Source organism: Xanthomonas arboricola pv. juglandis (assembly GCF_905367715.1).
Classification (GTDB): Bacteria; Pseudomonadota; Gammaproteobacteria; order Xanthomonadales; family Xanthomonadaceae; genus Xanthomonas; species Xanthomonas arboricola.
In genome coordinates this window covers 235738-261823 of the sequence record NZ_HG999362.1, presented here as the reverse complement: position 1 = coordinate 261823, position 26086 = coordinate 235738, and the positions used below count along the sequence as shown (strand labels likewise).

At 67.0% G+C, this 26086-nt stretch carries 22 protein-coding genes; 6 read left to right on the top strand and 16 right to left on the bottom strand.

Annotated elements, in window-relative coordinates; translation table 11 throughout:
• Nucleotides 1-8: 8 nt before the first annotated feature.
• Together egtD and egtB are read right to left on the bottom strand one after the other, a co-directional pair.
• Nucleotides 9-995 (bottom strand): L-histidine N(alpha)-methyltransferase, encoded by a 987-nt coding sequence (gene egtD / locus KHN93_RS01020; RefSeq protein ID WP_211921594.1) that lies wholly within the window; start codon nt 993-995, stop codon nt 9-11.
• Nucleotides 992-2281 carry an ergothioneine biosynthesis protein EgtB gene (gene egtB / locus KHN93_RS01015; RefSeq protein WP_166772845.1) on the bottom strand — a complete coding sequence of 430 codons (1290 nt, stop codon included), beginning with the start codon at nt 2279-2281 and terminating at the stop codon, nt 992-994. The genes egtD and egtB overlap by 4 nt, the downstream gene beginning before the upstream one ends.
• A 65-nt stretch (nt 2282-2346) precedes the next feature.
• Here egtB and KHN93_RS01010 point away from each other — a divergent pair, with 65 nt between their 5' ends.
• Nucleotides 2347-3528, top strand: a complete 1182-nt coding sequence (locus KHN93_RS01010; RefSeq protein ID WP_211921592.1) for an aminotransferase class V-fold PLP-dependent enzyme — start codon at nt 2347-2349, stop codon at nt 3526-3528.
• 74 nt (nt 3529-3602) lie between these two features.
• Here the strand turns inward: KHN93_RS01010 and KHN93_RS01005 are convergent, their stop codons facing one another.
• The 4 genes from KHN93_RS01005 to KHN93_RS00990 all read right to left on the bottom strand — a co-directional run bounded on the left by KHN93_RS01005 (nt 3603) and on the right by KHN93_RS00990 (nt 7454).
• A complete protein-coding gene (locus KHN93_RS01005) occupies nt 3603-5075 on the bottom strand; it encodes an ABC transporter permease/substrate-binding protein (RefSeq protein WP_211921590.1) in 1473 nt (490 codons plus the stop codon).
• Nucleotides 5072-5809 (bottom strand): ATP-binding cassette domain-containing protein, encoded by a 738-nt coding sequence (locus tag KHN93_RS01000; protein ID WP_211921589.1) that lies wholly within the window; start codon nt 5807-5809, stop codon nt 5072-5074. Before KHN93_RS01000 ends, KHN93_RS01005 begins: the two co-directional genes overlap by 4 nt.
• A gap of 48 nt (nt 5810-5857) precedes the next feature.
• A complete protein-coding gene (locus KHN93_RS00995; RefSeq protein ID WP_425600175.1) occupies nt 5858-6100 on the bottom strand; it encodes an EF-hand domain-containing protein in 243 nt (80 codons plus the stop codon).
• Between the two features lie 148 nt (nt 6101-6248).
• Entirely contained in the window at nt 6249-7454 is a 1206-nt protein-coding gene (locus KHN93_RS00990) for a DesA family fatty acid desaturase (RefSeq protein ID WP_016901218.1), read from the bottom strand.
• Nucleotides 7455-7608: 154 nt separating this feature from the next.
• On the opposite strand from KHN93_RS00990, the gene KHN93_RS00985 reads away from it, so the two are divergent.
• The 3 genes from KHN93_RS00985 (at nt 7609) to KHN93_RS00975 (ending at nt 11017) form a co-directional block, all read left to right on the top strand.
• Entirely contained in the window at nt 7609-8454 is an 846-nt protein-coding gene (locus KHN93_RS00985) for an ABC transporter ATP-binding protein (protein ID WP_211921580.1), read from the top strand.
• A 189-nt stretch (nt 8455-8643) separates the two neighbouring features.
• Nucleotides 8644-9654, top strand: a complete 1011-nt coding sequence (locus KHN93_RS00980; RefSeq protein ID WP_016901220.1) for a TIGR00266 family protein — start codon at nt 8644-8646, stop codon at nt 9652-9654.
• Between the two features lie 325 nt (nt 9655-9979).
• Nucleotides 9980-11017 carry a patatin-like phospholipase family protein gene (locus KHN93_RS00975; protein ID WP_211921579.1) on the top strand — a complete coding sequence of 346 codons (1038 nt, stop codon included), beginning with the start codon at nt 9980-9982 and terminating at the stop codon, nt 11015-11017.
• A gap of 362 nt (nt 11018-11379) precedes the next feature.
• Here KHN93_RS00975 and KHN93_RS00970 read toward each other — a convergent pair whose 3' ends face one another.
• Together KHN93_RS00970 and KHN93_RS00965 are read right to left on the bottom strand one after the other, a co-directional pair.
• Nucleotides 11380-13596, bottom strand: a complete 2217-nt coding sequence (locus tag KHN93_RS00970) for a TonB-dependent siderophore receptor (protein WP_211921576.1) — start codon at nt 13594-13596, stop codon at nt 11380-11382.
• A 225-nt stretch (nt 13597-13821) separates the two neighbouring features.
• On the bottom strand, nt 13822-14304 hold the full coding sequence (locus tag KHN93_RS00965) for an Lrp/AsnC family transcriptional regulator (RefSeq protein WP_016901223.1): 483 nt from the start codon (nt 14302-14304) through the stop codon (nt 13822-13824).
• Nucleotides 14305-14431: 127 nt separating this feature from the next.
• Here KHN93_RS00965 and phhA point away from each other — a divergent pair, with 127 nt between their 5' ends.
• Together phhA and KHN93_RS00955 are read left to right on the top strand one after the other, a co-directional pair.
• Nucleotides 14432-15322 (top strand): phenylalanine 4-monooxygenase, encoded by an 891-nt coding sequence (gene phhA, locus KHN93_RS00960; protein ID WP_211921574.1) that lies wholly within the window; start codon nt 14432-14434, stop codon nt 15320-15322.
• 68 nt (nt 15323-15390) lie between these two features.
• Nucleotides 15391-16035: a DMP19 family protein gene (locus tag KHN93_RS00955; protein ID WP_039510571.1), complete on the top strand. Its 645-nt coding sequence runs from the start codon at nt 15391-15393 to the stop codon at nt 16033-16035.
• Between the two features lie 119 nt (nt 16036-16154).
• On the opposite strand, the gene KHN93_RS00950 is transcribed toward KHN93_RS00955, so the two are convergent.
• From KHN93_RS00950 to kduI, 8 genes are all read right to left on the bottom strand, one after another.
• Nucleotides 16155-17771: a diguanylate cyclase domain-containing protein gene (locus KHN93_RS00950; RefSeq protein ID WP_104561922.1), complete on the bottom strand. Its 1617-nt coding sequence runs from the start codon at nt 17769-17771 to the stop codon at nt 16155-16157.
• Between the two features lie 2 nt (nt 17772-17773).
• On the bottom strand, nt 17774-19240 hold the full coding sequence (locus KHN93_RS00945) for an ATPase domain-containing protein (protein WP_104561924.1): 1467 nt from the start codon (nt 19238-19240) through the stop codon (nt 17774-17776).
• On the bottom strand, nt 19237-19671 hold the full coding sequence (locus KHN93_RS00940) for a hypothetical protein (RefSeq protein ID WP_104554668.1): 435 nt from the start codon (nt 19669-19671) through the stop codon (nt 19237-19239). Before KHN93_RS00940 ends, KHN93_RS00945 begins: the two co-directional genes overlap by 4 nt.
• A 435-nt stretch (nt 19672-20106) precedes the next feature.
• Nucleotides 20107-21843, bottom strand: a complete 1737-nt coding sequence (locus KHN93_RS00935) for a M61 family metallopeptidase (protein ID WP_104561926.1) — start codon at nt 21841-21843, stop codon at nt 20107-20109.
• Nucleotides 21844-22024: 181 nt separating this feature from the next.
• Nucleotides 22025-23143, bottom strand: a complete 1119-nt coding sequence (locus tag KHN93_RS00930) for a GDSL-type esterase/lipase family protein (RefSeq protein WP_104561928.1) — start codon at nt 23141-23143, stop codon at nt 22025-22027.
• A gap of 221 nt (nt 23144-23364) precedes the next feature.
• On the bottom strand, nt 23365-24027 hold the full coding sequence (locus tag KHN93_RS00925; protein ID WP_039517782.1) for an RpiB/LacA/LacB family sugar-phosphate isomerase: 663 nt from the start codon (nt 24025-24027) through the stop codon (nt 23365-23367).
• A 229-nt stretch (nt 24028-24256) separates the two neighbouring features.
• Nucleotides 24257-25012 (bottom strand): 2-dehydro-3-deoxy-D-gluconate 5-dehydrogenase KduD, encoded by a 756-nt coding sequence (gene kduD / locus KHN93_RS00920; protein WP_016901228.1) that lies wholly within the window; start codon nt 25010-25012, stop codon nt 24257-24259.
• A gap of 146 nt (nt 25013-25158) precedes the next feature.
• On the bottom strand, nt 25159-26013 hold the full coding sequence (kduI, locus tag KHN93_RS00915; protein WP_104561930.1) for a 5-dehydro-4-deoxy-D-glucuronate isomerase: 855 nt from the start codon (nt 26011-26013) through the stop codon (nt 25159-25161).
• Nucleotides 26014-26086: the final 73 nt, after the last annotated feature.

Here is a 26086-nt window from a genome sequence, read left to right as displayed (position 1 = left end):
GCCAGAACTTAGAGCGGGCGCAACACGCGCAGGCCGAACCAGTCCTTGGCATCGTTCCAGCCGTGGGTGACTTTCAACCCCGCAGCGGCGGCAAGTTCGGCAAAGCGCGCGTCGGTATACTTGTAGCTGTATTCGACCTGCATCGCCTCGCCTTCGGCAAATTCGAATGCCTTGCCGCCCACCTGCACGCACTGGGCGCGCTGGCTGATCAGGAAGGTCTCGATGCGGCCGCGCTCGCGCGCATACACCGCGTGGTGGCGGAAGCCGTCCAGATCGAAGTCGCTGCCGATCTCGCGGTTGAGCCGCGCCAGCAGATTCAGGGTGAACTCGGCCGTGACGCCGGCCGCATCGTTGTAGGCGGCCTCGATCAGGCCAGCATCCTTGTCCAGATCGATACCGATCAGCGCGCACCCGTCGCTGCCCATGGTCTGCCGCATCGCATCGAGCAACTGGACGGCGGCATCATCGGTGAAATTGCCCAGCGTCGAGCCGGGGAAGAACACCAGATGCCGGCGCGCCGGGCGCTGCGCCTGCGGCAGCTGCAGCGGCTTGGTGAAGTCGGTGCATACCGGCAGCATCTGGATTTGCGGGAACTGCTGCGCCAGCCGCGCGGTGCTCTCAAGCAAGGCGGTGCGCGAGATTTCCAGCGGCGTGTAGGCCACCACATCGCGCAGGCCCTGCAGCAGCAATTCGGTCTTGCGCCCGCTGCCGCTGCCGTATTCGACCACGTGCACGCCTGCGCCGATCGCCTGCGCGATCGAGGCCATGCTGGCCTCCAGCAACGCCAGTTCGGTGCCGGTGAGGTAGTACTCCGGCTGCCGGGTGATCGCCTCGAACAACTGCGAGCCGTGCGCATCGTAGAAATACTTCGACGGCAGCGTCTTGGGCGTTTGCGACAGGCCGGCCAGCGCGTCGGCGGTGATGTCGTCCGGTTGCGGGCGCAGGTCGGTCAGCGCGGCGTGCGCGCGTTGCATGGCATGGGCGGCGGCGTTCAAGGCAGATCCTTGGCAAGGCGCACGCCGGCAAACTGCCAACGCGCGTCGGAGGGGAAAAAGTTGCGGTAACTGGCGCGGACGTGGCTGGCCGGCGTGGCACAGCTGCCACCGCGCAGCACCCATTGCGCATTCATGAATTTGCCGTTGTATTCGCCCAGCGACCCGGGCCACGGCGCAAAGCCGGGATACGGCAGGTAGGCGCTGCCGGTCCATTCCCAGACATCGCCGAACAACTGCTGCAGCCCGGTATCCACCGCGTCGGCGCCGCGCGGATGCAAGGCGTCGCTATCGACGAAATTGCCCTGCACCGGCACACCGGTGGCGGCCTGTTCCCACTCGGCTTCGGTGGGCAGGCGTGCGCCGGCCCAGCGCGCGAACGCATCGGCTTCGAACAGGCTCAGATGGCATACCGGCGCATGCGCGTCGCGTGGGCGCCAACCATCCAGGGTGAATTCGCGTCCGTCCGCGTCCCAATACAGCGGGTGCTGCCAGCCTTGCGCCTGCACCATCGCCCAGCCATCGCTGAGCCAGGCACCGGCACTGCGGTAGCCACCGGCGTCGATGAACTGCTGGAACTCGGCGTTGCTGACCACACGATGCGCCAACGCATGCGCACCGACCAGCACGCGATGACGCGGCGACTCGTTGTCGTAGGCGAAGGCATCGGCCTGCGGCCATGCCGCCGCGCCGATCTCCACGATCTGTTCGTCGCGTGCCTGCCAGCGCAGCGTGCTGGCGACGGCGGCAGGCGGTGCCGGCGCATCGCGGTACGCCGGCTGCAGCGGATTGCTCCACAGCGCGTGCTTGATATCGGTCAACAGCAATTCCTGGTGCTGCTGCTCGTGCTGGATGCCGAGCTGCACAATGGTGCAAGCCTGCGCATCCAACACCCCATCGCGCAGGCGCTGCTGCATCTGCGTATCGACTGCGGCACGGTAGTCGCGCACCTGCTGCAGCGACGGCCGCGACAACACTCCGCGACGCGCGCGCGCGTGCATCGGGCCCACGCTCTGGTAGTAGCTGTTGAACAGGAAATCCCAGGCCGGGTCGAACACGCGGTAGGCCGGATCGGCCTGCAGCACGAAGCGTTCGAAAAACCAGGTGGTGTGCGCCAGATGCCATTTGCTGGGGCTGGCGTCGGGCATGCTCTGCACCATTGCGTCTTCAGCGCTCAGGGGTGCGGCGAGGCGATCGCTCAGCGCGCGGGTCTGCGCGTAGCGTTCCAGCAGCGTCAGCTGCTGTTGTTGGTGGTGGCCCAGCAGAGGTGAGAGTGCAGACATCGCCATATGCTTGAGGAGCGCCTGTGAACGCGCCGTGTCGGCAGCGTGGCAGCCAGCGGTAAGCTGTCGCCATGTCTTCTTTTTCTCTGTCCAGCCTGCTCCCCGCGCCCGTCGAATGGGAACACCACCAGCAGGCATTTGCGTTACCTGCCGACATCACCTATCTGGATGCCGCCTCGCGCGGCCCGCTGCTGCGCGCGGTGCAAGCGGTCGCGCATCAGGCGGTGGATGCGCTGGCCACCCCGTGGCAGCTGCCGTTCGATGCCTGGCTGCAGGACATCGAGCGTTTGCGCATGCTCGCTGCAGGCCTGTTCGACGCCGATGCCGACGGCGTGGCGATGCTGCCCTCCGCTGCGCACGGCCTGGCGACTGCCGCACGCAACCTGCCGCTGCAACGCGGCGAGGCGGTGCTGCTGCTGGAAGGCCAGTTCCCCTCGAACCTGTTGATCTGGCAACGCCGCTGTGCCGAGGTGGGTGCGCACATCGTGGCGGTGTCCACTGCCGGTGGCGATGCCTTGACCGCGGCGGTGCTGCAGGCCATCGCCCAAACACCGGCCTTACGCATCGTTACGTTGCCGCATGCGTACTGGCTGGATGGACGACAGCTCGATCTGGACCGCATCAGCGCCGCGGTGCACGCACGCGGTGCGGCGCTGGTGCTGGATCTGAGCCAGAGCCTGGGCGTGCTGCCGACCGACCTGCCACGCTGGCGGCCGGACTTCGTGGTCAGCGTCGGCCATAAATGGCTGCTGGGGCCGATGGGGCTGGCCTGGCTGTGGGTGGCCCCGCAATGGCGGGCGCAGGGGGTGCCGATCGAGGAACACTGGATCGGCCGCGATGCCGGCAGCAGCTGGGAATTTCCGGTCGCCCAGGCGCCGTCCTATCGCAGCGGTGCGCGCCGGTTCGATGCCGGCGGCGTTGCCGATCCAATGAGGATCGCGATGGCGACGGTGGCCTTGCAGCAGGTCGCTGCCTGGCAACCGGCGCGCATCGCGCAGGCCCTGGGCGCGCTCACCGCGCGCTGGGATGCGGCGTTGCAGGCACGCGGTCTGGGCAGTTGGTGCACGCCCGCCCACGCGGCGCATCTGACCGCGTTGCAGCCGCCAGCTAATCAGCTGGATGCGGTGGCGACGGCGTTCGGCGCGCGCGGGGCGATCTGCACACGCCGACACGGACGTCTACGTATCGCACCGCACCTCAATGTCACCGAGGATGCGCTCTCAGCCCTGATCGCAGCGCTGCCAACCGCCTAACCGTAGGAGCGGACCAGGCCGCGACGGGGCGTTACCGACTAAGCCCGGTCGCGGCCTGGTCCGCTCCTACGGGCTCAGCCGCGCTGGCGGATGCGCAGCCCACGCGGCGTGACCCAGCGCTCCAGGCCTTCGAACAGCGCCTGCACGATCAGTGCGAGCACCGCCGCAGGAATCGCGCCTTCCAGGATCAGGCCGATATCGTCCAGGCGGATGCCGGTGAGGATCGGTTGGCCGTAGCCGCCTGCGCCAATCAAGGCGCCCAGCGTGGCGGTGCCTACGTTGATCACCGCCGCGGTCTGGATGCCGGCCACGATGGTGCGACGCGCCAGCGGCAGTTCCACCCGCCACAGGCGCGTCCATGCCGGCAGCCCGATCGCCTCGGCGGTCTGGCGCAACTCACGCGGGATCGAGGTCAGCCCGGCATGCGTGTTGCGCACGATCGGCAGCAAGCTGTAGAGAAACAACGCGGCAATCGCCGGTTTGGCGCCGATGCCGAACAACGGAATCATGAAGACGAACACCGCCAGCGACGGCAAGGTCTGCAGCACGCCGGTCAACGACAGCACCACCTGCCCAAGCCGCGGCCGCCGTGCCGCCAGCACGCCCAGCGGCAACGCGATCAGCAAGGCAAAGCCCAACGAGATGCCGACCAGGGCCAGATGCTCGCGCGTATGCCGCAGCAGACGCGCCACACGCGAATCGGCTGCCGATGCCGGCGCAACGCCCAGCCACTGCGCAGCCACCGCCGCCTCGGACTGACGCTCCAGCTTCACCTGTGCGTTGAGCCGCTGCATGGTCGCCTCGTCGATGCGCCCCCGCAGCCCCTGCAATGCCTTGAGCATCGCCGGTGAGCGCTGCGCCAGGTCCTTGCGATACAGGAACACCGCCTGGTAATCGGGAAAGTAATGGCGGTCGTCGCGCAGCACCTGCAGCCGGTAATACGGAATTTCCGCATCGGTGCTGTACAGATCGGTGACCTCGATCGCTCCGCTCTGCAGCGCGCGATAGGCCAGATCGTGATCCAGCCCGGTCGCGGTCTGCGGCAGTGCATAGGCGGCGCGCACGCCCGGCCAGCCATCGGCGCGCTGCATGAATTCGTTGCTCAGCCCGATCTTGAGCGATGGATGCCGTGCCAGATCCGACATCGAGGCGATGCCAAGCGCCTGCGCGCGCTCGACGCGCATGCCGAAGGCATAGGTGTTCTGGAAGCCGAGCGAATCGGTCATCGCCAACCCGCGTGCATCCAGTGCGGCGCGCAGTTCGGCCTGGCTGGCCTTGGGCAGCTGCAGCAGTTCCTGCGCCAACGTGCCGGTGTATTCGGCGTACGCATCGATCTGCCCGGTCTCCAGCGCGCGCCACAGGATGCGCGTGCCACCGAGCTGCGCGCGGTGTTGCACGTCCACGCCGTCGCGCTGCCCGGCGGCGGTGGCGATCTCGCCCAGCAGCACGGCCTCGGTGAAGTTCTTCGAGCCGATCGTCACCTGCGCAGCCTGCGCACCGACGCTTGCGATCAGCAGGGCAACGGCCAGCAGCACGCGCGCAATCATGCGGCGTCGCCGATGCTGCGCTGCGCAGTGAGAAAGCGCTGCACGAACGAATCGGCCGGCTGTTCCAGCAAACTGCGCGCACTGCCCTGCTGCACCACCTGGCCGGCCCGCATCAGCACCAGGGTGTCGGCCAGGTAGGCGGCTTCGGCAACGTCGTGGGTCACCAGCACCACGGTCTTGCCGAGATGGGCGAACAGCGCGCGCATCTGCGCCTGCAGGTCGTAACGCACGATCGGGTCGAGCGCGCCCAGCGGCTCGTCCAGCAGCAGGGCCGGTGGATCCAGCATCAGCGCACGGATCAAGCCCACGCGCTGGCGTTGACCGCCGGACAGCTCGGCCGGATATCGCGCCAGCAGCTCCGGCGGCAACTGGCAGAGCGCGCACAGGGTCTGCAGGCGTTGGTCGATGCGCTGCCGCGTCCAGCCCAGTGTCTGCGCCAGCAACACCACGTTGCTGCGTGCATCCAGATGCGGGAACAGCCCGCCCTCTTGAATCACATAGCCGATGCGCTGGCGCTGCGCCTGCAGGCCGGCGCGTTGCAGCGGCGCGCCATCGAAGGCGACCGTGCCGCTGTCCGGCCACTCCAGCCCCACCAGCATCCGCAGCACGGTGGACTTGCCGGCGCCGCTGGGGCCGATCAAGGCGGTGGTGATGCCGCTGGCGAACTGCAGGGAGACGGAGTCGAGGGCAATGGCCTGGCCGTAGCGCCGGCTGACCTGGTCGAGAGTGAACATGCGCTCGAGCTTGCCGAACGCAGCGTCAGACGCGCGCGAAGGTACGCATCAGCGCGGCGGCGCCAGCAACTCGCGCGCGCTCAGGTAGCCGTCGCCGTTGGCATCCTGCCGCGCGAAGCGCTCGATCAGCGTTGCAAGATGCGCGGCACGGGTGATCGGCTTGCCGCGTCGGCCAGGCAGTTCATCGCCCTGCAGCACGCCGTCATGGTCCAGGTCGCGCTGCTCGAAGGCATAGCTCATCCAGGCCAGATATTCGTCGCGGCTGACCCGGCCATCGCCATCGGTATCCATGCGTTGCAGATACTGCTGGCTGTCCTGCACCTGGGCCTGCGCCCGCGCAAGAAAAGCCGGGGCGCACACGGCACCCGCCAGCAGCAGGCCGCGCGCGATCAAGCCATACGATCCGCGCACACACACAGCAGCACGCGTGCCCCGACGATTACGACCCACTCAGCGCATAACCCTTCAGCCGCGCCGCATAGGCCTGCAGGGCGGCATTGCCGCTGGCTTCGGCCTCGTGACACCACTGCTGCAGGTGCTTGAGCCGTTCGGACGCATCGTGGCTGCGCGCCTCCAGCACCGCAGTCAGGCGTGCGCGGTACTCGACCAGCGTGCGCATGCGCGGGCGCTCGGCCACCCAGTGCTGCAGTTGCGCGCGCGCATCGGGCTTGAGCCACCGCCCGTCATCGACCAGGCCCTTGCGCAGCCGCCGCGGCAACAGCTGCCGCAACTTGGCGCCGGTGGCCGCGGCCTCTTCGCGCAGCGCCGGGGTGAACACATTGCGCTGGTAATCGGTCATCGCCTGGAAGCGATGCGACAGCAGGGCCTTGAGCGTGTCGGCATCGGGCACGGCGATGTTGGGGCGGATGTCCAGCGACGGCGCCACCCGCAGCACCTTGGCCAGACCGATCGCCTGCAGCCCGCGGATGGCGACCCAGCCGATATCCAGCTCCCAGCGCCGCATCGAAAACCGCGCCGAACTCGGGAACGCATGGTGGTTGTTGTGCAGTTCTTCGCCACCGATCCACAGCGCCCACGGCGTCAGGTTGGTGGAGGTGTCGGCCGACTCGAAATTGCGATAGCCCCACCAGTGGCCCAGGCCGTTGACCACGCCGGCGGCCCAGAACGGAATCCACGCCATCTGGATCGCCCACAGCGCGATGCCGGGCAAACCGAACAGCACCGCGTTGATCACCAGCAGAGCGATCGGGCCGGCATTGGCATGCGGGGTGTACAGATGCCGCTCGATCCAGTCGGTGGGCGCGCCCTTGCCGTATTGCTCGATGTCGGCACGCTGCGCGCGTGCTTCGCGGTACAGTTCCACGCCACGCCAGAACACCTGGCTGATGCCCTTGGTCTGCGGGCTGTGCGGGTCTTCCTCGGTCTCGACCTTGGCGTGATGCTTGCGATGGATCGCCACCCATTCGCGGGTGATCATTGAAGTGGTCAGCCAGGTCCAGAAGCGGAAGAAGTGCGCCACCACCGGATGGAAGTCCACACCACGATGGGCCTGGCTGCGATGTAGGTACAAGGTCACCGCGAAGATGGTGAGCTGGGTGAACACCAGCAGCACCGCCAGCATGCCCCACACGCCCAGCCCGGCCACGCCGGAAGTCAGAAGGTCGATGATCGGGTCGGACAACATCGGCATCTCCACAGCGGCGCCATCGGGTTAGGTCGATGCAGACATGATGGGGGCGATGGCGGCAAACTTCACCCTTCGGATGCGTAGGGTGCGCCCTACATTTCTAAAGCGGTTCACACGCTCCCCTTCCCCCCCTGCGCCTGTTGTCACCCGTATGACGGTTACTGCCGAAATGTCCACCAATCCTGCTGCTGTTGCCAACGCCATCCTGTTGATCGAGCTCGACCAGGCCAGCGTGATGCGCGGCCAGGTGCGCGTGCTGCATGCGCTCAGCCTGCGCATCGCGCTGGGGCAGCACACCGCCATCCTCGGCCCCAATGGCTGCGGCAAATCCTCCTTCATCAAACTGATCACCCGCGAGCTGTATCCGCTGGTGCGCGCCGACGGCCAGGCGGCGGTGAAAGTGCTCGGGCAGGTGCGTTGGCAGGTGGACCGCCTGCGCTCGCAGCTGGGCATCGTCACCGGCGACCTCAGCGTCAACCTGGCCGACATGCCGGGGCTGGATGTGGAAAGCGCGGTGCTGTCCGGTTTCTTCGCCAGCTATGTGGTGCCACCGCATCGCGAGATCAGCGACGACATGCGCGCGCGGGCACGGGAGGCCTTGGCCCTGGCGCGCGCGCTGCCGTTGCTGGACCGGCAATTTGCCGAACTGTCGGCCGGCGAGACCCGCCGCGTGCTGATCGCGCGCGCACTGGTCAACCGCCCGCAGGCGCTGCTGCTGGACGAGCCGTCCACCGGCCTGGACCTGGTGGCGCGACAGCACCTGCTCGACACCATGCGTCACCTGGCCCGGCAAGGCATCACGCTGATCCTGGTGACCCATCACATCGAGGAAATCGTGCCGGAGATCGCACGGGTGATCCTGCTGCGTGCCGGCACCGTCGTGGCCGATGGTCCGCGCGATGCGCTGCTCACCGACGCCAGCCTGTCGGACGTGTTCGGAGGCCCGGTGCGGGTGCAGCGCGACGGCGAGCGCTATTGGGCGACGGTGGGCGAGTAGGCGCCATCCGCCCTACCGCGCGCGCAGCCCGGAGTCTTGCGCAAGCTGCGCGGCGACAGCCGTCAGCGACGCGCTCCTTACAGTCCACAACCGCGCCCAACCGCACCTTCCAGGCATGACCTTGGACACGGGACGCCGTCACCGCGGCTGCGCTTAGACTCGGCGCACGCACAGACAGGAGTCATCCCGATGGCCCAGTGGTATTTCCATGTTCCCGGACAGGCCGATCGCATCGGCCCGCTCGACGATGCCAGCGCCCGCGCGCATGCCCAGCGCCAGCCCGATGCGCTGGCCTGGCGCGACGGACTCGATGGCTGGACGCCGGCCCGCCAGCTGGCCGAGCTGCAGGGCGGCAGCGGCCTGCCGCCGCCGCTGACCGGCGCGGCCGGGCGCGCCGACGAGATCGACTACCGCATCGTCGGCAACGACATGCAGTTCGTCGAGGTCGAGCTGGACCCGGGCGAAAGCGCCATCGCCGAGGCCGGCGCGCTGATGTACAAGGACGCCGCAGTGCAGATGGACACCGTGTTCGGCGACGGCTCGCATGCCGGCCAGAGCGGCGGCGGCGGGTTGATGGGCAAGCTGCTGTCGGCCGGCAAACGCGTGGTCACCGGCGAGAGCATGTTCACCACAGTGTTTACCCATGCCGGCAGCGGCAAGGCCAGGGTCGCATTCGCCGCGCCCTATCCGGGCACGGTGCTGGCGCTGCGCCTGTCCGAACACGGCGGGCAACTGATCTGCCAGAAGGACAGCTTCCTGGCCGGCGCGCGCGGCGTGTCGCTGGGGATCGCGTTTCAACGCAAGATCCTCACCGGCCTGTTCGGCGGCGAGGGCTTCATCATGCAGAAGCTCGAAGGCGACGGCTGGGTCTTCGTGCATGCCGGCGGCACCGTGGTGGAACGCGAACTCGGCCCCGGCGAACGCATCGATGTGGACACCGGCTGCGTGGTCGCCTACCACGCCGGCGTGGACATGGACGTGCGCCGCGTCGCCGGGCTGAAGAGCATGTTCTTCGGCGGCGAAGGCGTCTTCCTGGCCACCCTCACCGGCCCCGGCAAGGTGTGGCTGCAATCGCTGCCGTTCTCGCGCATGGCCGGCCGCATGCTGCAGGCCGCCCCGCAGGCCGGTGGACAGCAACGCGGCGAAGGCTCGGTGCTGGGCGGCCTGGGAAGGTTGCTGGATGGCGATAACCGGTTTTGATGGAGTGACGCGGCAGGCGGGTGTGCGGGCACCCTTCTCCTGCCGGGAGAAGGTGGCGCGTCGCGCCGGATGAGGGGACCGGCGAAGCCTGCTGCGATCCCATGTGGCCTCGCTCCTTACCCTCCCCCCCCGCTCCGCGCCCCCGGCCCGTGCAGGTGGCTGCGGTCATCGCCCAAACGAACCGGCTCGCCCTTCTTGCCGGGACAAGGCAGTGCAACGCCTGCAAACGATGCCGTTCTGAACAATCTCCACGCACGCCTACCATCAGCGCCACCGTGACGGCACGCGTGTATTCTCCCTCGCCTTTCCCATCGACGTCTTCGCCATGACTGCGCTCCGCCGCCCACGCTCGCTTGCCCTGTTGTCCATGCTCGGTCTGCTCTCGGCCTGCGGTGGCGAGCCGCGCCCGGCGGCACCGGCGCCGGTGGTACAGGCACCGTCTGCCGGCGCGGTCAAACCGGTGAAGATCGGCGTGGCGCTCGGCGGCGGCGCGGCCAAGGGCTTTGCGCATATCGGCGTGATCAAGATGCTCGAGGCCAATGGCTTTGCGCCGGTGGTGGTGTCGGGCACCAGCGCCGGCAGCGTGGTCGGGGCGCTGTATGCCAGCGGCATGGATGCGTTCCAGATGCAGGAAAAGGCCGTCGCGCTCGACCAGACCAGCATCCGCGATGTGCGGATCTTCTCCGGCGGTTTGGTGCAGGGCCAGAAGCTGCAGGACTACGTCAACGAACAGCTCGGCGGCAAGCCGATCGACAAGTTGCGCAAGCCGTTCGCGGCGGTCGCCACGCGGCTGGAAGACGGCGAACGCACCGTGTTCGTGCGCGGCAATGCCGGCCAGGCGGTGCGCGCGTCCAGCAGCATTCCTGGCGTATTCGAGCCGGTGACCATCGGCCAATACCACTATGTGGACGGCGGCGTGGTCAGCCCGGTGCCGGTGGATGCGGCGCGCCAGCTCGGTGCGGAATTCGTGGTGGCGGTGGATATTTCCAGCAAGGCCAGCGGCAAGAATCCCGGCGATCTGCTCGGCACCGTCAACCAGTCGATCTCGATCATGGGCCAGCGCCTGGGCGAGGCGGAACTAAAGCGTGCCGATGTGGTGATCCGCCCCAAGGTCAACGACATCGGCTCGGCCGATTTCAACCAACGTGGCGCGGCCATCCTGGAAGGCGAGCGTGCCGCGATGGCGGCGATGCCGCAGATCCGCGCCAAGATCGCGCAGTTGCAGGCGCAGCGCAGCAGTGCCACCCGCACCGCCGCCAAGCAGGCTGCCGCGGCCAAGGCAGAGGCGTATCAGCGCTGCCTGCAAGAGCGCTCGCGCTGGCAGAAACTGCGCGGCAAGGACGAGGCCTGCGTGGCGCCGTGAGGCGGAGGCGGTGCGATGCGCAGCTGATGCGGGTGCCGCGCGAGGTCATGCGGAGCTGAGTGGGCGTGGGCGCCTGTTTCGAGACGCGCGCATTTAAAGCCGATGCGTAGGCGACTGCGTTGTTGATGCCTTGTGTTGATGCACCGAGGGTGTGCCGGACAAGGTCGCGGCCTGGGCCGCTCCTACGACGGCGTGGCATTTTTTTCAGGTGCGCTGAGGCGTGTCGGGATCGGGTCGCGGCCGGGGCCGCTCCTACCGGAGGCGGGTGTATCGGCGACGTCGGCGCGGCCAGCACCGCTCCTGTAGGAGCGGCCCTGGCCGCGATGCCTTACCGGCAACGCATCCGCTTCATCTGCAACGCCTCAATAGCGCCAACGCAACGACAGGCTGACAAACCGCGGCTCGCCGTAGTTCTGGTAATCCAGGTTGGCCCAGTAGGTCTTGTCGAAGGCGTTGCGTACCGCCAGCGTGGCGGTCCATTGCTCGCTGATGCGGTAGTTGGCGTTGAAGTGCACCAATGCATACGGGTTCTGCACCACGGTCACCGGCGTGGTGGCGCCGGTACCGTCGCCGGTGGGGCGCTCGATGTTGAAGCCGCGCACCGCGCTCTGCCAGCTGACGCCGCCGCCAATGCTCAGGCGCTCCCAGGCGCCGGGCAGGCGCAGCTGGGTGGACAGCTGCAGGTAATCTTCGGGCAGGTTGGCGTAGATCGCATCGGTGGGCGGGCGCGTCACCTTGACGTGGGTAAAGCCGGCATTGACGGTCCAGCCGGGCAGAATTTCGCCGTTGAAATCCATTTCCCAGCCACGGCTCTTGGTGCCATTGATGCCGATGTAGGCCGAATTGCCGTCCGGCAGCGAGGATTCCGGCTGGGTCATGTCGCGCACGGCGAAGTTGTCCTGCTTGGCCTCGAACACGGCGGCGGTGGCCATCGCACGGCCGTCGAACAACTGCGCCTTGATGCCGGCTTCCAGGTTGGAGCCTTCCACCGGGGCGAGCAGGTTGTTGTCCTTGTCGCGGTAATTCTGCGGGTTGAAGATCTCGGTATAGCTGGCGTAGAGCGACACATCCGGCACGATGTCGTAGACCAGTCCCACATACGGGGTGACTTCGTCGCTCACCTCGTACCGGCCGCTGGTGCCGGTGTAGGCGCCGCTGGCGTCGAAGGCCTGGGTGCGGGTTTCCCAGGAGCTCAGGCGTGCACCGGCGATCAGCGACAGCGGGTCGGCCAGACGCAACCGGGTGGAGGCGTAAACACCACGCTGGGTGGTGCGCGCTTCGCTGCGGCGGCCGGTCCGCGCATAGGTCACTTCGGAAATATCGCCATCCCAGTTGCGGATATTGGGAATGAAATAACAGCGCTCGGGCGGGCCAAAGTCGTTAGGGCAGCTCGCCCAGTCATCGGGATAGGTCTGCGCGACGCCGTAGGAGGTCGACTGCAGATCCTGCCAGCTGCCGCCGACCACCACATCGTGCTGGCGGCCGAACAACGAGAAACCGCCGGACAGGTACACGTCCACGCCATCGCGCGCGTCGCTGGTTTCGCCGGCTCCGGTGCGCAGAAAGATGCCGCTGCCATCGGCGGCCGGATAGCCGGTGCCGTACACGCGCAGGCTCTGCACATCGCCCTTGGTGTGCGCGTAGTTGACGCGCAGCAACCAGTCCTCGCCGAAGCGTTGTTCTAGGTTGGCGAAAGCGGTGCTGGTCTCGCGCTGCCAGCGGCTCCACTTGGGCGCCATGTTGGTCGAGCGCGGCAGGTTGGCCGGCGAACCATCGGCGGCGAAGAACGGCACCGTGCCCCAGGTCGAGCCGATCGGGCTATTGTCCTGGCGCTGATAGCCGACGGTGAGCGTGGTGCTGTCGGTCAGGTCGCCTTCCAGCACCGCCATGCCCGACATCTTGTTGTCGTGGTACCGGTCGTAGTAGTAATCGCGGTCCTGCCAGGCCGCGACCACGCGGCTGCGCCAGCGCCCGTCTTCGGTCAGCGGCGCATTGACATCGGCCTGCATGCGGCGGAAATCCCAGGTGCCGGCACTGACTGCGAACGAGGCATCGAAGTCCTTGCCCGGGCGCTTGCGCAGCAGGTTGACCGTGGCCGAGGGAATGCCGGCGCCGGTGAGCAGGCCGTTGGCGCCGCGGATCACCTCGATGCGGTCGTAGAAGACCGTGTCGTATTCCTGGTTGGTCGCACCGCTGTAGGTGGGCAGGCCATCGACCTGGAAGTCGGTGATCTGGAAGCCGCGTGCGAAATACAGCGGGCGCTGGGTGTCGTAGAACGACACGTTGACGCCGGTGACGTTGCGCATCACATCGTCGATGCTGAACAGCGATTGCTCTTCCAGCCGCTGCAGCCCGATCACGCTCACCGATTGCGGCGTTTCCTGCAGGGTCAGCGGCAGGCGCGTGGTGGTGGCCGGCTGTGCGCGGCTCACCGCGCCGTTGACGTTGACCTGGTCCAGCGTCTTGGCATCGCTTGCATCGGCGGCGGCATCGTCGGCACGGGCAGCGCAGGGCGTCAGCGCCAACGCGCACAGCAAGGCAGCGGACAACGTGGCCAGGGGGGCGGAAATCGCGGGCATTGGAGGGTTCTCGTCGATCGGTGCGGGACGCGCGGCGTCACCGGGCAAAAAAACGCAGGCATGCGCGGCGCGTCCCACTCGGGCGACGAGCTGGCTGGCCCTGTCGGGCTGGCGGATCGACGAGAAGACATGCCGGGCGCAGCCGGATGTTACGCAAATGTAAATCGTTATCGTTTGAGAGGCAAGTCACAGTGCACGTGTGCCTGCCTCACACAGCTCGCCGGATCAGCCCAGATGCGAGAGTGGCAAGCCTTCCGGCGCCTTCACCGTGCGCAGCACGAAGCTGGAATTGACGTCGGACACGCCGGTCGCATTGAGCAGGCGGTCGAGCAGGAAGCGCGAGAAATGCTCCAGGTCGCGCACCTGCACCTGCAGCAGGTAATCCATGTCGCCAGTGAGCGCCCAGCAGGCCACCACCTCGTCCCAGCCGCGCACGCCGTCGGCAAAATGTTCGATATCGGCCTGGCCGTGCTGCTCCAGCTGCACCCGCACGAAGGCCTGCAGCCCCAGCCCCAGAGCCTTGGCATCCAGGCGTGCGCCGTAGCCGGCGATGATGCCGGCCGCCTCCAACCGCTGGGTGCGGCGCAGGCAGGCCGAGGCCGACAGATTGACCTGCACCGCCAGCTCCGCATTGCTGCTGCGGCCCTGCGTCTGCAGCAGCGCGAGCAGGCGCAGATCGGTGCGGTCCAGGGCGATTGGCTGGTCCATATGTTGCGCAGCAGCAGCGGGTGACGCACGAATCTTGCGCCCGGAAGCATCGGACACGCAAGATTCGCAATCCCGTTGCGCGGCCATCCGGCTAAGGTGAGCGCTGATCATCGGGAACCGCCGCCGCATGAACATCGCACCGCAACGCGTCGAGAATCAGCTGACCGACAAGGGCTATGTGCCGGTCTACACCACCGCCGTGGTCGAGCAGCCGTGGGAGGGCTACAGCGCCGACGACCACGCCACCTGGGGCACCCTGTATCGCCGCCAGCGCGCGCTGCTGGTCGACCGCGCCTGCGACGAGTTCCTGCAGGCGCAGGATGCGATGGGCATGGGCGAGACCCATATTCCGCGTTTCGATGCGCTCAATGCAGTGCTGCAGGCGGCAACCGGCTGGACCCTGGTCGGCGTGCAGGGCCTGCTGCCGGAGCTGGATTTCTTCGAGCATCTGGCCAACAAGCGCTTTCCGGTGACATGGTGGATCCGCCGCCCCGATCAGATCGACTACATCGCCGAACCGGACCTGTTCCATGACCTGTTCGGGCACGTGCCGCTGCTGATGAATCCGCTGTTTGCCGACTTCATGCAGGCCTATGGCCGTGGCGGGGTCAAGGCGCACGGCATCGGCGCGGACGCGCTGCAGAACCTCACCCGCCTGTACTGGTACACGGTGGAATTCGGCCTGATCGCCACGCCGCAGGGACTGCGCATCTTTGGTGCCGGCATCGTGTCGTCGAAGGGCGAATCGCTGCACTCGCTGGAATCGCCGGCGCCCAACCGGATCGGCTTCGACCTGCAACGCATCATGCGCACGCGCTACCGCATCGACAGCTTCCAGAAGACCTACTTCGTCATCGACAGCTTTGCGCAGTTGATGAGCGCCACCGCGCCGGATTTCACCCCGATCTATGCGGATCTTGCGCAGCAGGCGCAGGTACCGGCCGGGGAGGTGCTGGAGACCGATCGGGTCATCCAGCGCGGCAGCGGCGAAGGCTGGAGTACAGACGGCGACGTGTGAGGCTGCACCGACTCGACACCATCGCCGAGCCGGACTATGGTCAAACCTCCCCATACCGCCTTCGCTCAATGGACCTGACGCAGCTTCGCATCCGGCGCTTGGAGCTGGACGACACCCGCCTGCTGTTCACCCTGGCCAACGGCATCCGCATCGACGAGCCGATCAAGGCGCAGCGGCTGTTGTTGAAGGCAACGCCGCCGCAGCGCGCGCAATGGCAGCTCACCGACGACGGCTTCGGAGTGAACTGGCCGGCGGTGGCGCCGCCCACGGATGAGGGGCTGCTCAACATGCCCGAGTTGCTGTGGCGCCGCCGCAGCGCACGCGCGCAAACCAAACTGACCGCGCTGCGCGGACGCATGGATGCCTTGTCGCCGGGCGAGCGCGAGCTGGTGGCATTGGCGCGGCTGGATGCGGACATGAGCGAGAGCGGCTATGCACGCTACTTCGACCGCTGGGACGCCGCCACCCGGCGTGATGCATTGCAGGGGCTGGGCGCGATGGGCGCAGCGCAGGCGCGCCAGGCGATCGAAGGCCTGGGCACGGTATTCGAACGCCTGGAAGAAGACCCCAACCTGCTCAGCATCGAAGACATTCTCGATGCGATGAGCGAGACCGACCGCCAGCGCGTGGATGGCTGGGAAGAGGTCTACTACCGACGCTCCGGCGAACTGGCCCGACTGGGCCTGACCCACTACGGGGTCGACAAGGCGTAAGCACGCGTGCGCTCGCTGCCGCACAGGCGCGGGCGCTGTGCAGCGACGCTGCAGGTATTGCCAGGCGCACGCCTCTGATCGCCGTCAGCTTGCGCACGCCGCCGCGTCCCTGGGCAGGCTCACTGGCTGCGCGGCACCCGTGGGCTACGCGGACGCCGGCCCAGTGGCAGGGACAGCGTAAAGGTGCAGCCCTTGCCGATCCCGTCACTGCTGGCGACGACGTTGCCGCCGTGCGCCTCGACGATCTGCCGCACCACTGCCAGGCCGATCCCCAGCCCCGCACCGTTGAATCCGATCGCGTGGTTGTCCTGCATGAACGGCTCGAAGATGCGCTGCAGCGCGTCGTCGCCGATACCGATGCCGTTGTCGCTGACCACGATGATCGCGCGGCGGCCGTGCAGGCTCAGCTGCAGGCCGATGCGGCCGCCTTCGGGAGTGTATTTGGAGGCGTTGTCCAGCAGGTTGCGCAGCACTTGCGACAGGCGCACACCGTCGCCGCGCAGCAGGGTCGGCTGCGGCGGCAAACGCAGCGCGAACGATTGCTGGCGTGCTGTGATCAGCGGCAGACACGCCGCCGCGGCTTCTTCGATAACCGCATGCAGGTCGATGGATTGCTTGAGGATGCGCAGCTTGCCGGTGCGCACGCGCGACAGATCGAGCAGGTCGCCGATCAGGCGCGTCATGTGCTGCACCTCGTGCTCGATGATGTGCCGCATCCGCGGCAACTCCGCGCCGGGCAGGCTGTTGAGCATCGAACTGGCGACCAGGATCGGGGTCAACGGATTGCGCAATTCATGCGCGACGAAGGCCAGCATCTCGTTCTGTCGTTGCACCCCTTGCTCGGCTGCCGCATGCAACTGCTGGGCGCTCAGCGCGGCCAGGATCAAGGCGCTGTTGGCCTGACGCAGCGCATCGTGCGGATCCTCCGGCAGCGGTCGCGGATCGGCAGCGGCCGGCGCCGGAGCGGCATGCTCTAGGTCCAAGGCGATGCAATCGCGGTAGAACATGAAACGCGCCGCGACGTTGCGCTTGGCGCAGTACATCGCATCGTCGGCATGCTGCAGCAGCGTCATCCCGGTCTCGCCATCGTCCGGGTACACGCTGATGCCGATACTCGCACCCAGGTGCAGCTCGTGCTTGCCGACCAGGCAGGGCGTGTCCAGGCTTTGCACCAGCTGGCGGGTGATGGTGGCGGCCGCATCGTGGCTGTCGACACCGTCCAGCAACACCACAAATTCGTCGCCGCCATAGCGCGCCACGATGCCCGAGGGCGCCGCCGCCGCGGTGAGCCGCTGCGCGGCCAGGCGCAGGAATTCATCGCCGGTGCTGTGCCCGAACAGATCGTTGATGCGCTTGAAATCGTTTAAGTCCACAAACAGCAAGGCAATCCGCGTGCTCTGGTGCTGCGCGGCGACGATGGACTGTTCCAGCCGCTCGAACAGCAGCGCGCGGTTCGGCAATTGCGTCAACGGATCGCGGTTGGCGTTGCGCGCCGCTTCGCGCAATGCGTGCGCGTGGTCGTCCAGCTTGCTGTGCGCCAGCAACGAGGACAGCACCAGCTGTTCGTTGGCGGCCTGCAGGTCGGTATGCAGCGCAGACGGCAACTGGCTCTTCAGACTCGTCAGATCCTGATGCAGATGCCGCAGTTGCCGCCGGACGCTGCGCGTCTGGCGCCGCAGCTCCGACAGCTCGCGCCTGGCGAGGTCCGTGTCGGCGTTGCGGGGCGGCTGCTCCATGCTCATCCGCCGTCGGCGGCAGCCGGCTTGCGGGTGGACCTGCCGCTGAGCAGGCCTTCCTGCTGCAGCAACGGCGCACCGAGATGCAGACCGGCCTGGTCGATATGGAACTCGCGCAGCTCGTCCGAATGCGCGCTGGCCCGCACCTTGACCACCGCCAGGATGCGCCGCAGCCGGCTGTCCACTTCGACGTAGCGCTGCACGATGATGGCGTCGGTCATGAACGCGGTGCCGTAGGGGCTGAAGCGCAGATCGGTGTAACGGTCCTCCAGCTCGGAGGTCATCACCACGGTCACGCCGGTGCCGGCCAGGGCCACCACCAGGCGCGACAGCGATTCGCGGAAGTCCTCGCGGAAGGTGGGCGCCAGCGCCAGCTCGAATGCGGACAGCGAATCGATCACCACGCGCGAGGCGCCGAGTCGCGCGATTTCCTGCAGCAGCAGCGCCAGGATCTCGTCGATCGACAGGTCTGGCGCGCGGCTGTCCACCACCCCGACCTGCCCCCCGGCGATCAGCGCCGACAGCGCCGGGATGCGCGAACGCGGGCCATGCTGTTCAAAGCGCGCCAGCACCCCGGTCTCGCCATTGCGCACGCCTTCGATCAGGAAGGCCGCTGCCAGCAGGCTCTTGCCCGACCCGGACGGCCCGGCCACCAGCAGCGAATAGCCCTGCGGCAATCCGCCGCCGAGCATGGCATCGAGCCCGTCGATTCCCATGCCCAGACGCGGTGCCACGTGCGCCGGCAACGCGTCCTGGCGGCCGCCCACGCTGGGGATGGGGGCGAACACGCGCAGGCCTGCGCTGTCGATGCGGAAACTGTGCAAGCCCGGCAGGGACGGCCTGCCGCGCATCTTCATGACCTCCACCTTGCGCACCATCGAATTGCGCTGCACGCTCTGGCGCAGCCAGATCAGCCCGTCGGCGACCGTGAATACCGGGTTGGCATCGGTCTCCACGAAGTACTCGCCGATCAGGAAGGTGGTGGATTGCCAGCTGGTCATCAGCATGCCCAGCTGCTGCACGAAACGCTGCAGGTTGTTGTGCACGTTGCCGTCGGCATTGCTGGCCAGCACCACCGAACGGAACGAATCCACGAACACCATCGCCGGCCGATGCGCCTGCACCTCGGCCACGATGCGCAGCAGCACCTGGTCCAGATCACCGGCCAGGGTTTCTTCGGACAGATTGATGAAATGGATCGCGCTGTTGATCGCCTCGGCGTCGAAGAAGTCGAACTGCTGCTGGTAGCGCAGCATCTTCAACGGCGGCTCACCCAGCACGGTGAAATACAGTGCAGGACGCTCCGGCGTTGCCAGTGCGAACATCAGCTGATGCGCCAGCGTGGTCTTGCCACATCCGGGCGGGCCGGCGATGAGATTGAACGAAAATTCGGGCAACCCTCCACCCAGCACCTCGTCGAGCCCGGGTACGCCGGTCTGCAGGCAGTGGATGGCGACTTTGCTGCTCATGGAATGTCCTGCGCGGAAAATCCGCTGGAAAAAGTGACCCAGACCGAACGCAACAAGCGCTCGGTCAAGGTTGGGCCGATCATGCTGACCAGCACCGCATGGAAGGTGTGCACGAAGGCAGCGCCGCCAGCGGCGGCCGTCTCCGTACGCTGTTGACGCAGCACCACGCCGACGGTCTCGACCGCATTGCGGTCATCGGACGCCTCGACCGCAGCGAAGGCCTCGTCCAACCACGGAAACTCGTCCTTGGTCAGAAACAGCGCACGCTTGAACAGCGCCGCGACACCGCGCGGTCCAAGGATGGGAGTCAGCACCTTGTCGATTTGCTGCAACATCGCCACGACGGTGGACGCGATCGTCGATGCTTCAGCACCCGCAGCGACCTGTCGTTCGAGAATTGCTACGGCTGCGGCTAGTGCAGGATGATCCATGCCTATGCGCGGGCCTGCGAGAGTGTCGGTCCACTGTATACCGTTTCCGCAGTCGCAACCGGTCGCAGAGCAGGCACCTGCATGAGGCTGCTCGCTCGCGCGCCGTCCACGCTGCACGCGAAAGCGAATCCATGCCGCCTGCCCGGTTACGCGCATCAGCCAGGCTGATGCGCGGCATTGATACGTTGCTACGCAGTGCAGTGGTTTGCTGGTGCCGGCCGTATCCGAGGCCTGAGCGCGCCATGGAACGCAGCTGCGTGCGCGATCAATTGCAAGGCTTACTGGCTCGCCGCCTGCCCTGCAATCCAGACAATCTGCAGCCGCTGATGACAGCTCTGCCGCACTGTCACCGCAGTGCGATGGTGCCGACGCTGCAACGCGTGCGTGTGCGTTGCGCGACGTTGGTCAGGTGCCGGCAAGCGATGCCGCGCAGACTCACAGCCGGCATTGCGCATCGTCCACACCCGCCACGCGCTCCCATTGCCAGGTGTCCACCTGCTCGCCGCGTGGCAGATAGTCCACGTCGAATTCCTTGCCGTCGCGGCGCAGGCGCAGCTTCAGGTGCTGGGTCTGATTGCCCTGGATGCCGTCCTGCGGCACCGGCCGCACGATCTCGTCGCCATTGCGTACTCCTGCCTGCGCAGCCGCAGACTCCGCCATCAGGCCGCGCACGATGCGCCTGGGTTCGGCCAGCACCGCCGGTTCGAATCCCAGCACGTAGCGCCGCAATGGCTTGCTGGTCCTGCGGAAGCACGGCCCGAACGCATCCGATGCCGGCAGCGGCGCAGTTCCGGCCAGGAAGGCGTGGAAGTCCTGCACCGCTGTGTCGCCCAGCTCTGCTTTCAACAAGGCCTCCCAATCGGCCTGGGTTGCCTCGCGCTGCTGCCCGATCTCCAGCAGCGCACGCAACAGGTCATCCAGCGAACGCCTGCCCTGCGATCGCTTGCGCAGCGCATCGTTGACCGTGGCCAGATACAACATGCCGCGATCGTAGGCGAGCGTGCGGATGCGGGTGTCCTTCCAGAATCCCTCATCGATGCGTGCATTCGGCAGATTTCCCAGCGCATTGGTGTAGTAACGCGCCGCGGTCATGTTGAGCGTATCCAGGAATTGCTGCGGAGTGAGCAAGCCGAATCGCAGCGGCAGAAGCGCCTCGTAAAACACCGCCGAGCCTTCGCTGAACCAGGTCGTGGACTCGGCCCCGTGCCGGGACAGGTGCGGCTGGTAGGTATGGAACATCTCATGCGACAAGGTGATCTTGATCAGGTCCAGATCGGCCCCGTCCCCTTCGCCATAGGTGGTGACGAAGGACTGGTTCAATGCGGTCCCGCCGCCGGCGTTGACCGGGTTGTAGCGCAGGAAGATCGTGTAGGGCGCGGGCTCGGGCTGCGGAAACAGCAGCTCGAACTGGTCGTGCAGCTTGCCCACCCACGCGGACAACGCGGCCGCATCGAAGGGCGGCTGCCCCTGCCAGGCGACCGAGAACCCGTCCGCACGCGGCACCGCCGGCCAGCGTCCAACCTCCCCGGCCATGAAGAACACGCCGGACAAGCTGTTGTTGTCGATCTGCGCGACCTGCACCGTGCCCTGGCCGAACGAGCTCACTCCCTTGGCGCCGTCGGGCAGTTGCGACAGATCCCAGCGAATGGTCAGCGCGTAGCTTTGTTCTTCCGGCGGCAGCGCCAGAAACATGCTCGACAGCGCAGAAAAGGCATGGTCATCGTTGCGGAACGAAATTGGCGGTGCCGGGCCGCGCGGCGGCCGGGTCGCATTGGCCGGGACACGGTAGTGCAGGCTGAGCGGGCCGCTGAGCGCGCGTGGCGCGATCCAGACGCGCAGCGGGCCCTGGTCACCGCTTTCCTGCGCCGTGGCCGCGCGCCCGGCTAGCTGCACCGTCCCCTGCGCATCGGTGGCTTCGATTGCGGCGATGTGCTCGGCAGCGGTATCCACGTTTTCCACCTGCATCGGCAGCTGCGCCACGATGCCGCCGCGCGCAACGCGAAGCGTCGCCAGGCGCAGACGCACCTCCACCGTGCTCACTTCGCCCTCGCCTGCGTGCGGTGCCAGCTCCAGGTCCAGCGCAACCGGAGCAGGCTCTGCTGGCGCCGGGCTGGCCACTGCGCCAGCGGCCAGCGTGAGGAGTACACACAGCAGCGACCAGGGAGTTTTCATGCGCGTCGGGCGGTTGGGGATGGCCGATCATGCCGCCGGTCGAGGCCGCCTGCCAGCATGCCGAAGGTCATGCTGCGCAATATGCAGCGATGGCTGCCGGCCTGGACCGAATGACACCGCAGTACAGCGGTGGGGCGGCGCAGTTGCGGTGCCGGCGCGTGCGGTGCACCGGGGCGACGGCTCAGCCTGCCGGCTTGGCGAGATAGGCCAATAGCAGCACCAGTGGCTCATCGCCGGTCTGCTGCAAGGCGTGGGTGCTGCCCGGGCGCGTCAGCAGCGCATCGCCGGCAGTCACCTGGTACTGCTTGCCGTCCAGCGCGTACAGCCCGCGCCCGCTGACGATGTAATAGATCTCGTCCTTGTCGTGCAGATGCAGGCCAATGCCTGCGCCCTTGTGCAGCACGCGCTTGCGCAGCACGAACGACAACTGCGGTGCGTCGGCGAAGAACGGATACGCCGTGGTCGGCCCGGCGCCGCCATGCGGGCCGGGTTGCGGGCGGGCGAGATCGCGTTCGTGCACCACCAGCGAGGGATGCGCCTGCGCCGCGCGTTGGATGGCGGTGTCGGGAGCAGCGCCGCAATCGGCATCACGGCGCAGCTGTGGCGTGAGAGCGGGTTGCAACTGCACCCAGCCATGCACGACCAGGCACGCCACGGCGATGGCGCCGGCGCGGCTGAAGTGGGTGCCGTCGGCTTTGCCTTGTTCGGGAACGAACAGGAAGTACGGCTTGGCCGCCTGTTCGCCGAGGGCACGGATCCAGTCGCTGGAACTGGCGTTGAGATCGATCAGGCCAACGTGTTCCTGCGCGGCGAGTTGCTGCATGGCCAGGGTGTAGCGGCCGTGGGTGTCGAGCAGCGCGCCGAAGTCGTAGAGCAGACGGGCGGCGGGCGTGATCAGGATCGGCGTGGCGCCCTTGTCGCGCGCGGTGGCGATATAGCGGCGCAGGAACTGCTGATAGTCGCCCTGCGGGTCGGTGTAGCGGGTTGGATCTTCGTGTTTGGCGTCGTTGTGGCCGAACTGGATCAGCAGCACGTCGCCGGCACGGAAGTCCTTGGCGATGGCATCCAGGCGCCCTTCGGCGATGAAACTACGGGTGCTGCGGCCGCCCTTGGCGTGATTGCGCACCTGCCATTGCGCCGGGTCGAACCACTCCTGCAGCATCTGGCCCCAGCCGGCCTGCGGCGCACGCTCGGCACCGTATTCGGCGGCGGTGGAATCGCCGGCGATAAAGATGCGGTGTGGGTCGGCGCGGGCGCTATTGGCGCAGAGCAGCAGCAATGCGAACAGCAGCAGACGCATGGTGGGCTCCGGTAAAAATGCTAAGTGCGCGACGCTGTTCCTTCTCCCATCGGGAGAGGGTGCCCGAAGGGCGGATGAGGGTGCGGCGGCATAGGAAATGTTGGACGGCCGTACTGTCGTCTCAAGCCTTTCAAGCCTCCCCGTTCAGGGCAGCTGTCTTCCGCCTTACCCTCACCCCAACCCCTCTCCCGGCGGGAGAGGGGCTAGAACGCAGTGGCTAATTACGCAGCTGCTGCAGTGGCTTCGGGCTTGCCCAGCACGCCGGCGACGAAGTTGCGGATCTCGGCGTCCTGCGCGTTATCGAAGAAGCACTGCTGGAAACGCTCGCCGCCCACGGCCTGCTTGATCAGCTCCGGGTCGATGGCGCGCAGGCCGTCGAGGTAGGACTTGGCGGTGGCCTGCTTGACCTGGGTCAGGATGCCGGCATTGGCGGCCTGCGATTCGCGACGCTCGGCCGGGTAGCCCATGCCGCGCTCGCCGCTGAAGGCCTTTTCGAAGATGTAGCGCACGTTGATTTCCGCGCCCCAGCCGTAGCCCTTGGCGAACGCCAGCGACAGCGCGTTGCCGTTGTTGACCTGGGCGAACAGGTAGGCGTCGGTCGGCTCGATGCAATAGCCGCAGAACACGCCCGGATGCGCGTTGAGCGACATCATCGCGCCCTGGCCGGTGCCGCAGCCGGCGACGACGAAGTCCACGGCCTTGGAGTTCAGCAGCAGGCTGGCGACGATGCCCAGGTGGATGTAGGTCAGGCGGTGGTCGTTGTCGCCGTCCATACCGACGTTGAAGACGCTGTGGCCCTGCTCGCCGGCGACGTCGTTGAGCTGCTGCAGGATCACCGGGTTCTTGCCGGCCTGACTGAACTCATTCATGAGTGCGATTTTCATGGGGATGCTCCGATTGGTTGGGGAAGTTGTGTGGACTGTGCGATTGGATTGGGTGTGCGCGCCTGGATGCGGTCTTGCTTCGCTTTTCAGGTGCCTTGTCGGTAAGCGATCAGGTGCTGAAGAACTTGTCGGAGCTGCGGCACGCGTCTGGTCATGTACGTGCATGCCGGCCCTCATCCGCCCTGCGGGCACCTTCTCCCGGAGGGAGAAGGCACCGGGTGGGTTTGACTCAGCGTGCCAGCCAGCCGCCGTCGACCGGGATGATGGCGCCGTTGACGTAGTCCGAGGCGCTGCTGGCCAGGAACACCGCGGTGCCGCCGAGGTCGGCCGGCACGCCCCAGCGCGCGGCCGGGATGCGGTCCAGGATGGCCTTGTTGCGGTCCTGGTCGGCACGCAGCTGGGCAGTGTTGTCGGTGGCCATGTAGCCGGGCGCGATGGCATTGGTGGTCACGCCCTTGCTGGCCCATTCGTTGGCCAGCAGGCGGGTGATGCCGGCGATGCCGGACTTGCTGGCGGTGTAGGACGGCACGCGGATGCCGCCCTGGAACGACAGCATCGAGGCGATGTTGATGATCTTGCCGCTGCCCTGAGCGATGAAATGGCGGCCGGCGGCCTGCGCCATGAAGAAGGCCGATTTCAGATTGACGTTCATCACGTCGTCCCAATCCTGCTCGCTGAAATCCACCGCGTCGGTACGGCGGATCAGGCCGGCGTTGTTGACCAGGATGTCCAGGCGACCCAGGCCGTCCAGCGTTTCCTTGAGGATGCGCTCGACCGGCTCGACGCTGATCAGGTTGGCCTGGATGGCGACGAAGCGGCGGCCCAGTCCCTTGACCAGTTCCTCGGTCTCGGTCGGCGCCTGGATGCCGGCGGCGGCGATATCGGCGCCGGCCTGCGCCAGTGCCAACGCGATGCCCTGGCCCAAGCCCGTGTTGGCACCGGTGACCAGTGCGACCTTGCCTTCGAGACTGAACGGATTGCTCATTACCTTATCGCTCCTGCTGGGTGTGCCACGTTGGATGAGTGCGTGCGTCCGCGCGATGCGCGGCCGCTGGCATGGGGTGGAACTGGCGCGTTGATGGCGCTAGCGCATCGACGCGGTGAGTGCGGTGCTGCCCGGCACGCATGGCCTTACTTGAGCTGGCAGATGTCCAGCACGTGCATGTCGGTGTAATCCAGGTTTTCGCCGCCCATCGCCCAGATGAAGGCGTAGTTGCTGGTGCCGGCGCCCATGTGGATGGACCACGGCGGCGACACCACCGCTTCGTTGTTCTGGATCACGATGTGGCGCTGCGCGTCCGGCTCGCCCATGAAGTGATAGACGCGGTCGTTGGCGCCGAGATCGAAATAGAAGTACACCTCGCTGCGGCGGTCGTGCAGATGCGGCGGCATGGTGTTCCAGACGCTGCCCGGCTTGAGCACGGTCAGGCCCAGCAACAGCTGCGAGGACTGGCAGGTGGTCGGCACGATGTACTGGTAGATGGTGCGCTCGTTGCTGGTTTCCAGCGCGCCTCGCTCCAGCGCCACGGCATCCTTGATCGACAGTTGCTTGGTCTCGAAACGCGCATGCGCCGGTGTCGAGGCCAGGTAGAACCTGGCCGGGGTGGCGGCATCGTCCGAGGCGAAGCTGACATCGGTGCTGCCCATCGCCACGTACAGGCCATCCTTCGGCCCGAGCGTGTAGACGGTGCCGTCCACGGTCACGCTGCCGGTACCGGCGCCGACATTGAGGATGCCCAGCTCGCGGCGCTCCAGGAACGGATGGCCGGCGGCAGACGCCGGTTCGGTCTGCCTGGGCAGTTCCAGCGTGGTGCCGAGCGGTGCTGCGCCACCGAGCACGAAGCGCTCGTAGTGGGTGTATTTGAGCGTGACCGCATCGTCGACGAACAGGCCATCGAGCAGATAGAGCTCGCGCAGGTCGTCGTTGCTGGCGCCCTTGATGGCGTCGGGATGGGTGGCGTAGTGGGTCTTGCAGTACAGGGACATGCGCGATCTCCGGTGCCAAGCGCGGGGGGATTGGCTTGCACCAGGCCATTCTACCGGCTCTGGTTAACCGGTG

Coding starts and splice junctions, on each gene's coding strand:
- KHN93_RS00970 (WP_211921576.1), bottom strand. CDS start 13,596: ATGCCCGCGATTTCCGCCCCCCTGGCCACGTTGTCCGCTGCCTTGCTG.
- KHN93_RS00940 (WP_104554668.1), bottom strand. CDS start 19,671: ATGGATCATCCTGCACTAGCCGCAGCCGTAGCAATTCTCGAACGACAG.
- KHN93_RS01000 (WP_211921589.1), bottom strand. CDS start 5,809: ATGTTCACTCTCGACCAGGTCAGCCGGCGCTACGGCCAGGCCATTGCC.
- KHN93_RS00975 (WP_211921579.1), top strand. CDS start 9,980: ATGACTGCGCTCCGCCGCCCACGCTCGCTTGCCCTGTTGTCCATGCTC.
- KHN93_RS00990 (WP_016901218.1), bottom strand. CDS start 7,454: ATGTTGTCCGACCCGATCATCGACCTTCTGACTTCCGGCGTGGCCGGG.
- kduI (WP_104561930.1), bottom strand. CDS start 26,013: ATGTCCCTGTACTGCAAGACCCACTACGCCACCCATCCCGACGCCATC.
- KHN93_RS00965 (WP_016901223.1), bottom strand. CDS start 14,304: ATGGACCAGCCAATCGCCCTGGACCGCACCGATCTGCGCCTGCTCGCG.
- egtB (WP_166772845.1), bottom strand. CDS start 2,281: ATGGCGATGTCTGCACTCTCACCTCTGCTGGGCCACCACCAACAACAG.
- kduD (WP_016901228.1), bottom strand. CDS start 25,012: ATGAGCAATCCGTTCAGTCTCGAAGGCAAGGTCGCACTGGTCACCGGT.
- KHN93_RS00985 (WP_211921580.1), top strand. CDS start 7,609: ATGACGGTTACTGCCGAAATGTCCACCAATCCTGCTGCTGTTGCCAAC.
- KHN93_RS00955 (WP_039510571.1), top strand. CDS start 15,391: ATGGACCTGACGCAGCTTCGCATCCGGCGCTTGGAGCTGGACGACACC.
- KHN93_RS00950 (WP_104561922.1), bottom strand. CDS start 17,771: ATGGAGCAGCCGCCCCGCAACGCCGACACGGACCTCGCCAGGCGCGAG.
- KHN93_RS00980 (WP_016901220.1), top strand. CDS start 8,644: ATGGCCCAGTGGTATTTCCATGTTCCCGGACAGGCCGATCGCATCGGC.
- KHN93_RS01005 (WP_211921590.1), bottom strand. CDS start 5,075: ATGATTGCGCGCGTGCTGCTGGCCGTTGCCCTGCTGATCGCAAGCGTC.
- KHN93_RS00945 (WP_104561924.1), bottom strand. CDS start 19,240: ATGAGCAGCAAAGTCGCCATCCACTGCCTGCAGACCGGCGTACCCGGG.
- phhA (WP_211921574.1), top strand. CDS start 14,432: ATGAACATCGCACCGCAACGCGTCGAGAATCAGCTGACCGACAAGGGC.
- KHN93_RS00995 (WP_425600175.1), bottom strand. CDS start 6,100: ATGGATACCGATGGCGATGGCCGGGTCAGCCGCGACGAATATCTGGCC.
- KHN93_RS00925 (WP_039517782.1), bottom strand. CDS start 24,027: ATGAAAATCGCACTCATGAATGAGTTCAGTCAGGCCGGCAAGAACCCG.
- KHN93_RS00935 (WP_104561926.1), bottom strand. CDS start 21,843: ATGAAAACTCCCTGGTCGCTGCTGTGTGTACTCCTCACGCTGGCCGCT.
- KHN93_RS01010 (WP_211921592.1), top strand. CDS start 2,347: ATGTCTTCTTTTTCTCTGTCCAGCCTGCTCCCCGCGCCCGTCGAATGG.
- KHN93_RS00930 (WP_104561928.1), bottom strand. CDS start 23,143: ATGCGTCTGCTGCTGTTCGCATTGCTGCTGCTCTGCGCCAATAGCGCC.